Genomic DNA, 6,743 nt, shown 5'->3' with positions numbered 1-6,743 from the left:
GCCGGATCTCCGCCCAGTTCTCCACGCTCAACACCCGCTTCCTCCCGTCCTCGCCATGAGGACAGGGTCCAGCAGGGGGTCAAACTTCGCCTGCCGCCACGGGGTCAGTTTTCACGTGCCGCCGACACCGCGCAGGAAGTGCGGAGTCGAGTGAGGGAGTCGGGGCGCCTCCACCGCTTTACATATGGCCCGGTTAGCGGTCGGCGATCGACAAGGTGCTCACTACGTCCGAATTGGGCGGCACGCTAGTAATCGTGCTCTTGGCCCGGTTGAGGCGGTCGTCGCAGAACATGCTGGTCTTCGCTGAGGCAGTGCGGGGCAGGGAGCGGGCCTGCGCGTGCTGAACCGCGGTGGGGGAGCCGTGGACACCCATACCCCCATGGAATCGATGGTCTTCACCGTCATGGCCGCCCTGGCCCAGATGGAATGGGGGATCAAACGCGAACACATCACCGGCTCGGTGGCCAAACGCAGGGCCGCTGGCAAGGACCTCGGCGGACGGCGCCGGACCTTCACTGGCTCCCAGATCCGCAACGCGGTGCCGTTGATCGAGGTCGGGGAACCAGCCACCCAGGTCGCCCGCGCCCTGGGTGCGTCGAAAGCCACTTTCTACCGGCGGATCCGGGAGCTGCCGCTGTCAACGACGCGTGCATTGTGAGCCCGTAGCGTTGGGTGGGGGATGGGGCACCGGGGTGGCCCGGGTGAGCTCTGCCGTCCGGATGAGCCTAGTGACTCCCCGTTGTTCCGTCAGTGTGCTCTGTGGCGGCCCGCCGCCCGTCAGATTTGGGAAGGGTCGGGCTGGGCGCAGGCAGGTCGGCCGTGTCGTTCTCACTCACCTGCTCGAGGACCTCCTGCAGGTCGTCCTGGGTGAGTGTGTTCTGGTTGAAGTGCTTGGAACGGTAGGTCGAGCGGCCCACCATGTGCGCCGAGACGGGCACAGTGAGCAGCTGGAAGATCCAGCCGAGAATGATGAGCGGGATCATGACGGGTTCGCGGTTCTCCAGGGCGACGGCCGTGAGCATGAGGAGCAGCCCGAAGACCTGGGGCTTGGTGCCGGCGTGCATGCGCGTCAGCAGGTCCGGGAAGCGGACCAGGCCGATCGCGGCGGCGAGGGACATCAGCGCGCCGATCACGAGGCAGAGGGCCGCGGCGGCGTCCAGGACGGTGTCCAGCACGGCGCTCACCGCCCGTGCTCGGCGGTCTGGGTGGCGAAGCGCGCCACCGTCACGGACCCGATGAACCCGACCAGGAAGACGATCACCATCAGGATCAGGTTGTTGAGGTGGCCGGGGTAGGCCATCTCCACGACCAGAGCGGCCGCGGCGATCTGCATCACGGGCGGTCCTCCTCGGGGGCGTCGATCGGGGCGCCGCCCGGTGTCCCGGCCGGGTGGTCCTCGCGGTGCTCGCGGTTGAACTGCTGCCCGGCGGTGGTCGGGGAGCTGATCGCCGCACTTTGCTGTCTCGTGGTGCCGCGGGATTCCGCCCGCAGCGCGGCGAGCTCCTGGCGTGTGCCCATGATCCGGATCCAGGCGGCCTCCACCTGCAGGACGGACCGGCGGAAGTCCTCGGCCTCCTGGGCGCCGCGGACGTTGAGCGCGTGGAAGTACAGCGTGCCGGAGGCACGGTCCACCTCCACCACGAACGAGCCCGGGATCAGGGTCATGGTGTGTCCGGTGGCCATCATCAGCAGGTCCGAGCGGGTCCGCAGCTGCACCCCGACCACGGCGTTGCGGGCCCGCGGGCCCACGAGGATCGCGATCAACATCACCTCGAAGCTCGCCTTGGCGACCTGCCACACGAACGTCACGGTGAACACGGCGAACTGGAACGGGTTGAACCGGCCGGACAGCTGCACGGGCGGCAGGTAGAGCACCCAGGTGACGAGCAGGGCCAGGACCAGCCCGACCAGCAGGTTGCCGGGGCCGAAGTCGCCCCAGAGGGCGCCCCACACCACCACGAGCCACACCAGCAGCGGCAGCTCGACGAGCAGGGAGTTCTTGGGACGGGTCACGGCGTCTCCTCCACAACGTCGCGGACCCCCGGGGTCTCGTCGGACTCGTCCGGGTCCCGGTATGGGGGTGCTTCGTCGAACTCGGTGGTGTCGGCGGGGACCTCGGCGTCGTCCTCCGTGTCGTAGGAGGGCTGCCGCGCCACGCGCCTGTCCTCGACGTCGTCCTGGATCTCGTCCCGGCGCCCGAGGGCCCAGGAGCGGTAGATCATGCCCAGGAGGAACGCGGTGACGGCGAGGGAGATCACGATGGCGGTGAGGATGAGGGCCTGGGGCAGGGGGTCGCTGTAGTCCTCCGCGGCGATCGACCCCTCGTACAGGGGCGCGGAGCCGGCGGTCCCGCCGGCGTGCAGGATCAGCAGGTTCGTGCCGTTGGTCAGCAGCATCAGCCCGAGCAGCACGCGGGTGAGGGAGCGCTCGAGCAGCAGGTACACGCCCACGGCGTAGAGCACGCCCATCACGACCAGCAGGGTCAGGTTCACGGTCATCGGTGCTCGCTCCCTCCGTCAGGGCCGGTGGACGCGGTCGAGTCCGCGAGAGTGCTGGCGGCTGCGACGGTGCGCAGCAGGTCGCTGCGGCTGAACAGCATGTTGCCGTCGTGGGGGTGCTGGCGTTCCACCGGCAGGCTCTTGACCCGGCGGGTGCGCATGGGCGACAGCGTCTCGGACCCAGTGGCGTCGGGGGAGGCGGTGATGGCCGTGAGTGCCCTGACGTCTTGGTTGCTCCGCAAAGGGTTCTCCTGGGGGTCCGCTGGGGTGTCGAGGTTCTTGCCCACCGGGAAGACGCATAAATCCGGTCCGTGCGGGAACAAGGTCATGCCGACACCAACGGCTAACAACCCGGCGATCAAACCGACGACGTTCTCCGGTGGCTGACGAAACACCTCGAACGGGGACACGACCACGACCACCACGATGGGTAGCAGACTCCGCAAAACCTGCTGGAACTCATGGGCGAACTGCCTGAGGTGTTCCATGGGCGGGACCGGGCCTCCTCGCCGGGAACAGCGCCGCGGGGGCCGCAACGGCTCCGTCACCTCCCAGTCTGACGGGCCCGACAACTCCGCGTCCACCGCATGGGCCTCAGGCGGTGATCGAGTGCCGGTGGCCACACCGCCAGCCCCAGGGCAACAGCCCAGTCCCATCTACACACCGGGGACGACACCCAGGAAATCATCACCGCCTATGCCCACCATCACGGGCGCACCACCAGGTCCTGCTGGAACCTGCCGGGTTGTACGCCCAGGGCCCACCGCCCCCAACGGTTCCTATGGCCAAGGCAGCGCAGGCGACTTCAACGCAAACGGGACGCAAGGAGTGGTACCTCGCGTCCCGGCCAGCCGGTGTCGCTCATGGTTCAGTCAGTGCTTTCCCGATGAACCACAAAGGCCACAGGATGGTGATCAGCAGGAGCGCGTCGATGATGGCCGACCGTCACCTGGCGGACCCCGTTCGAGGCAAGGCGCTGACGTCGACGATGGTGCTTCACCACCGCCAACGATCAGATGAGACGACGTATGCCAGCACGATTCCCAGCACCCCGAGGAGAATGGCCCCAATGCCGGCACCCCAGGTCCCGGAGACCTTGGATTGGCGGGAGATCTTCTCCCTGACCCGGCTGAACATCGTTCGTTGCCCCTCGGCCACATCGGATGCCGAGTCCTGTCGGTGCCTGATGACGGCGACACCTGCTGCCATCAGGAGCGTCCCGGTGATGAATACAGGCCAATAAACGTCCACTGCGGTACCTCTGACTTTCTATTCGTCGGTCCGAGCTGTGTAGGGTGCTGCTCGTTGTCCTGGGCCATGAGTGATGATCTCCACCCCACCGTCGTTGACCCGCCCGGGGCCTCTCTGTCACTCCACCCCCGGGGCCGCGTAGCGGTGAAAGTTCCCCTGCGGACGTGAGAGCTGAGTGCCTTCACGTGGACCATTCCCCTGACAAAGGGAAAGGAACGGGGCACTGCCCTTTCGGCGTGAAACCGGAGTCGAGCCGATAACCACTGGGGCCGCTGCCTCGACAACCTTCAGCGCTTTGGGCACACCGTTCAGCTGGGCGTCGCCCCACGGTCCATCTCCGTCAGGAACGGGTGCACCTGGGCGAGGAACTCGTCGTGGCGCTCCAACTGCGCCCAGTGACCGCAGTCGGGCACCAGCACCAAACGGGCCCGCGGCATGAGCTCCGCCGCACGCCGCGAGCCCTCGGGGTCGACGATCGGATCGTCGGCTCCGTGGAAGAACAGCGCGGGCACCCCGATCTCCTGGACCCGTTCGGTTAGATTGTTGAGCATCCGGTCGCGGCCCAGCGTGGCCTGGTTGTACCGGGCGTACCCCAGCACACCACGAGGGTCCCGGGCCAGTCGCGCGAACTCCTCGACCACCTCGGCGGGCAGGCGCGCAGGATCTTTCACGATGGCGCGCTGGGCGGCCCGGACAAACCGGTTCGCCAGGCGACCCGCTGGCAGCAGGACCCGGTCGGGCAGCTGCGCGGCAAGCCACGCGGCACGGTGCATGCCGGCGGACCCGAGTGAGGGTACGAGCCCGCCGGGGGCGATCAGCACGAGGCCGACGACGCGCTCGGGGTGGCTCAACGCCAGATTCAGCGCAACGTCCCCACCCATGGACACACCACACACCGCGGCCGGGCCGACACCGAGTGCGGCCAACGTCTCGGCCAGCACGTCCGCCATCGCGCCGGGGCCGCCCACCGGTGCGAGGTCCATGCTGGTGCCGAATCCCGGCAGGTCCACCGCCCACACCTCACGATCGGCTGCCAACGGCTCGACCAGGCGGTACCACGAGATGGACGAACTGTCGGTCCCGCCGCCATGGACGAGCACGATCGGGTACCTGCCCGGGATGGGGGCGCCGGCGTGGAGAACACCGAGGCCTCCGACCGCGGTGGAGACGTAGGACCGTTCGGCGCCCGGTGGCGTCAACGGCCGGTCACTCGTGCGGTGATGCATCACGCCTCCTCGACACCCAGCCTAGATCGACCGGCAGGGCCGTGGGGGCGTTCGTTGAGCTCGCCGTTGACGACGATCGGACCGGCTCGGACCAGGGCGAGGGGGGAGGCATTGATCGTCCATCACCGGGTCTGGGCGGCTTCGAGGAGGGTGCAGGGCATCGCGATTCCAGCGGCCCGGGAATCGGAGTCCTGGGTCACCCGTTGCTGGAGCCAGATGGCGGCGCAGGCGGGCTCGAAGGGCTTCCCTCCATGGCGCCGGACAGGGGCAGGGTGACAGCCTGACGGGCGTGCTGTGGAGGACGGGAAGCCGGTGAAGCCATGGACCTGCGGTGTGGCCTCCGGCGGGAGGGGCGGGCCTACCAGCAACACTTCCCGGTCACGCCCCAGCAGCCGTGACAAGCCGACCGCGGCCACGGGTCCGGCCCCGCGTCAAGGGTGGCCCGAACATTCCCTGGTTCGGCCGTGGACACCGGGCACAGGAGCGGCTCCATCCCTCCGCTTTACAAATGGCCGGTTACAGGCCCCCGCCCGCATTCCATTTGCATGTCTGTCCGTTTGTCGACGACCCGGGGAGCTGGGACAGGATGTCTCCCTGGACGGCTACCTGCTCGCAAGGCCACCCGGGTCCTTGAGGCGGTGTCTGGGGTGGGCTCAGAGGAGAGGTCAGCTCCCACAGGCGATCATCGGCTGTCCGTTGCTGATTGCGTGTCGTCGTACAGGAACCGTGAACGACCCCGAGGAGGGCCGGCGGCGACAGGCCAAGTTCTGGAAGCACGTGCTGATGGTTATGGCCGCGGGGTTGTTCGGCAAGACATGTGTGACCTAATGTGCTTCTACTTAGGTAAACCTAAGTGATGACGCGCGTGTGTGGCATCCCGCCCGTGCTCAGCCAAAGATCGGTGGCCTGATGCTCCAGAATTTCCTGATTGGCCTGCGCGAAGGCCTTGAGGCCGGCCTGGTGGTCTCGATTCTGATCGCCTATCTGCACAAGACCGGCCGCTCGGGGCAGATCCCCAAGGTGTGGTTGGGGGTGGGCTTCGCTGTGCTGGTGTCCCTGGGCTTCGGGGCGCTGCTGACCTTCGGGCCGCAGGGACTGACGTTCGAGGCGCAGGAAGCGATCGGGGGGTTGTTGTCGATCGTGGCCGTCGGGTTCGTGACTTGGATGATTTTCTGGATGGCCGGTCACGCCCGCCAGCTGTCGGGAGAGCTGCGCGGGGCGGTCGACCGGGCCGTGGTGCGCGGGGCCGGTTGGTCCCTCGTGGTGCTCGCCGCTCTCGCCGTGGGCCGCGAAGGGTTGGAGACGGCGCTGTTCCTCTGGGCCGCGTCCCGCGCCGCCGGCACCGGGGCGGAGCCCCTGTTGGGGGCACTGATCGGGATCGCCGTGGCCGTGGTGCTCGCCTGGCTCATCGCCCGGGGCGCGGTGCGGCTGAACCTCTCCGTGTTCTTCACCGTCACCGGTGCGCTGCTGGTGCTCGTGGCCGGCGGTGTCCTGGCCTACGGTGTGCACGACCTGCAGGAGGCCGGTCTCCTGCCCGGGCTGCACCACCTGGCCTTCGACGTTTCCGGGCTGATCCCACCGACGTCGGTCACCGGCACGCTGCTCAAAGGCGTCTTCAACTTCTCACCCGCCACTACGTGGCTGGAGGCCACCGCCTGGGTGCTCTACGTGGTGCCGGTGATGATCCTGTTCCTGCGCCGCACGCACACCGGCCACCCGGCACCGTCTCGGCAGAGCCCCACGACCGTCTGAGCGCATCCGCGCCCCA

The 6,743-nt window shown here is 68.1% G+C and carries 7 protein-coding genes and 1 pseudogene; 2 read left to right on the top strand and 6 right to left on the bottom strand.

What is annotated here, in order from left to right; all coding sequences use genetic code 11:
- Positions 1-230 precede the first annotated feature (230 nt).
- Positions 231-658: pseudogene (locus tag CRM73_RS09935) on the top strand (recombinase family protein); the annotation flags it as partial.
- Positions 659-725: 67 nt separating this feature from the next.
- On the opposite strand, the gene mnhG reads toward CRM73_RS09935, so the two are convergent.
- The 6 genes from mnhG to CRM73_RS09905 form a co-directional block, all read right to left on the bottom strand.
- Positions 726-1,184: a monovalent cation/H(+) antiporter subunit G gene (mnhG, locus tag CRM73_RS09930; protein ID WP_370658536.1), complete on the bottom strand. Its 459-nt coding sequence runs from the start codon at positions 1,182-1,184 to the stop codon at positions 726-728.
- A complete protein-coding gene (locus tag CRM73_RS09925) occupies positions 1,181-1,336 on the bottom strand; it encodes a hypothetical protein (protein WP_229587566.1) in 156 nt (51 codons plus the stop codon). Before CRM73_RS09925 ends, mnhG begins: the two co-directional genes overlap by 4 nt.
- Complete coding sequence (locus CRM73_RS09920; RefSeq protein ID WP_229587564.1) at positions 1,333-2,013, bottom strand: Na+/H+ antiporter subunit E; 681 nt, start codon at positions 2,011-2,013, stop codon at positions 1,333-1,335. The genes CRM73_RS09925 and CRM73_RS09920 overlap by 4 nt, the downstream gene beginning before the upstream one ends.
- Entirely contained in the window at positions 2,010-2,498 is a 489-nt protein-coding gene (locus tag CRM73_RS09915) for a Na(+)/H(+) antiporter subunit C (RefSeq protein ID WP_229587562.1), read from the bottom strand. Before CRM73_RS09915 ends, CRM73_RS09920 begins: the two co-directional genes overlap by 4 nt.
- The gene (locus CRM73_RS09910) at positions 2,495-2,986 is read right to left on the bottom strand and encodes a DUF1538 family protein (protein ID WP_229587560.1); all 492 of its coding nucleotides are present in this window, start codon (positions 2,984-2,986) and stop codon (positions 2,495-2,497) included. The genes CRM73_RS09915 and CRM73_RS09910 overlap by 4 nt, the downstream gene beginning before the upstream one ends.
- A 1,071-nt stretch (positions 2,987-4,057) precedes the next feature.
- Positions 4,058-4,975 carry an alpha/beta fold hydrolase gene (locus tag CRM73_RS09905; protein ID WP_229587572.1) on the bottom strand — a complete coding sequence of 306 codons (918 nt, stop codon included), beginning with the start codon at positions 4,973-4,975 and terminating at the stop codon, positions 4,058-4,060.
- Between the two features lie 909 nt (positions 4,976-5,884).
- Between CRM73_RS09905 and efeU the strand changes: the two genes are divergently transcribed.
- Entirely contained in the window at positions 5,885-6,727 is an 843-nt protein-coding gene (gene efeU, locus CRM73_RS09900) for an iron uptake transporter permease EfeU (protein WP_229587558.1), read from the top strand.
- The last annotated feature ends 16 nt before the right edge of the window (positions 6,728-6,743 follow it).

The organism is Kocuria sp. CCUG 69068 (assembly GCF_020833785.1).
Lineage (GTDB): Bacteria > Actinomycetota > Actinomycetes > Actinomycetales > Micrococcaceae > Kocuria > Kocuria rosea.
Note: the sequence above shows the minus strand (reverse complement) of the source record. Positions and strands in the feature narration are given on the sequence as shown.

Coding starts and splice junctions, on each gene's coding strand:
- CRM73_RS09915 (WP_229587562.1), bottom strand. CDS start 2,498: ATGACCGTGAACCTGACCCTGCTGGTCGTGATGGGCGTGCTCTACGCC.
- CRM73_RS09910 (WP_229587560.1), bottom strand. CDS start 2,986: ATGGAACACCTCAGGCAGTTCGCCCATGAGTTCCAGCAGGTTTTGCGG.
- CRM73_RS09905 (WP_229587572.1), bottom strand. CDS start 4,975: ATGCATCACCGCACGAGTGACCGGCCGTTGACGCCACCGGGCGCCGAA.
- efeU (WP_229587558.1), top strand. CDS start 5,885: ATGCTCCAGAATTTCCTGATTGGCCTGCGCGAAGGCCTTGAGGCCGGC.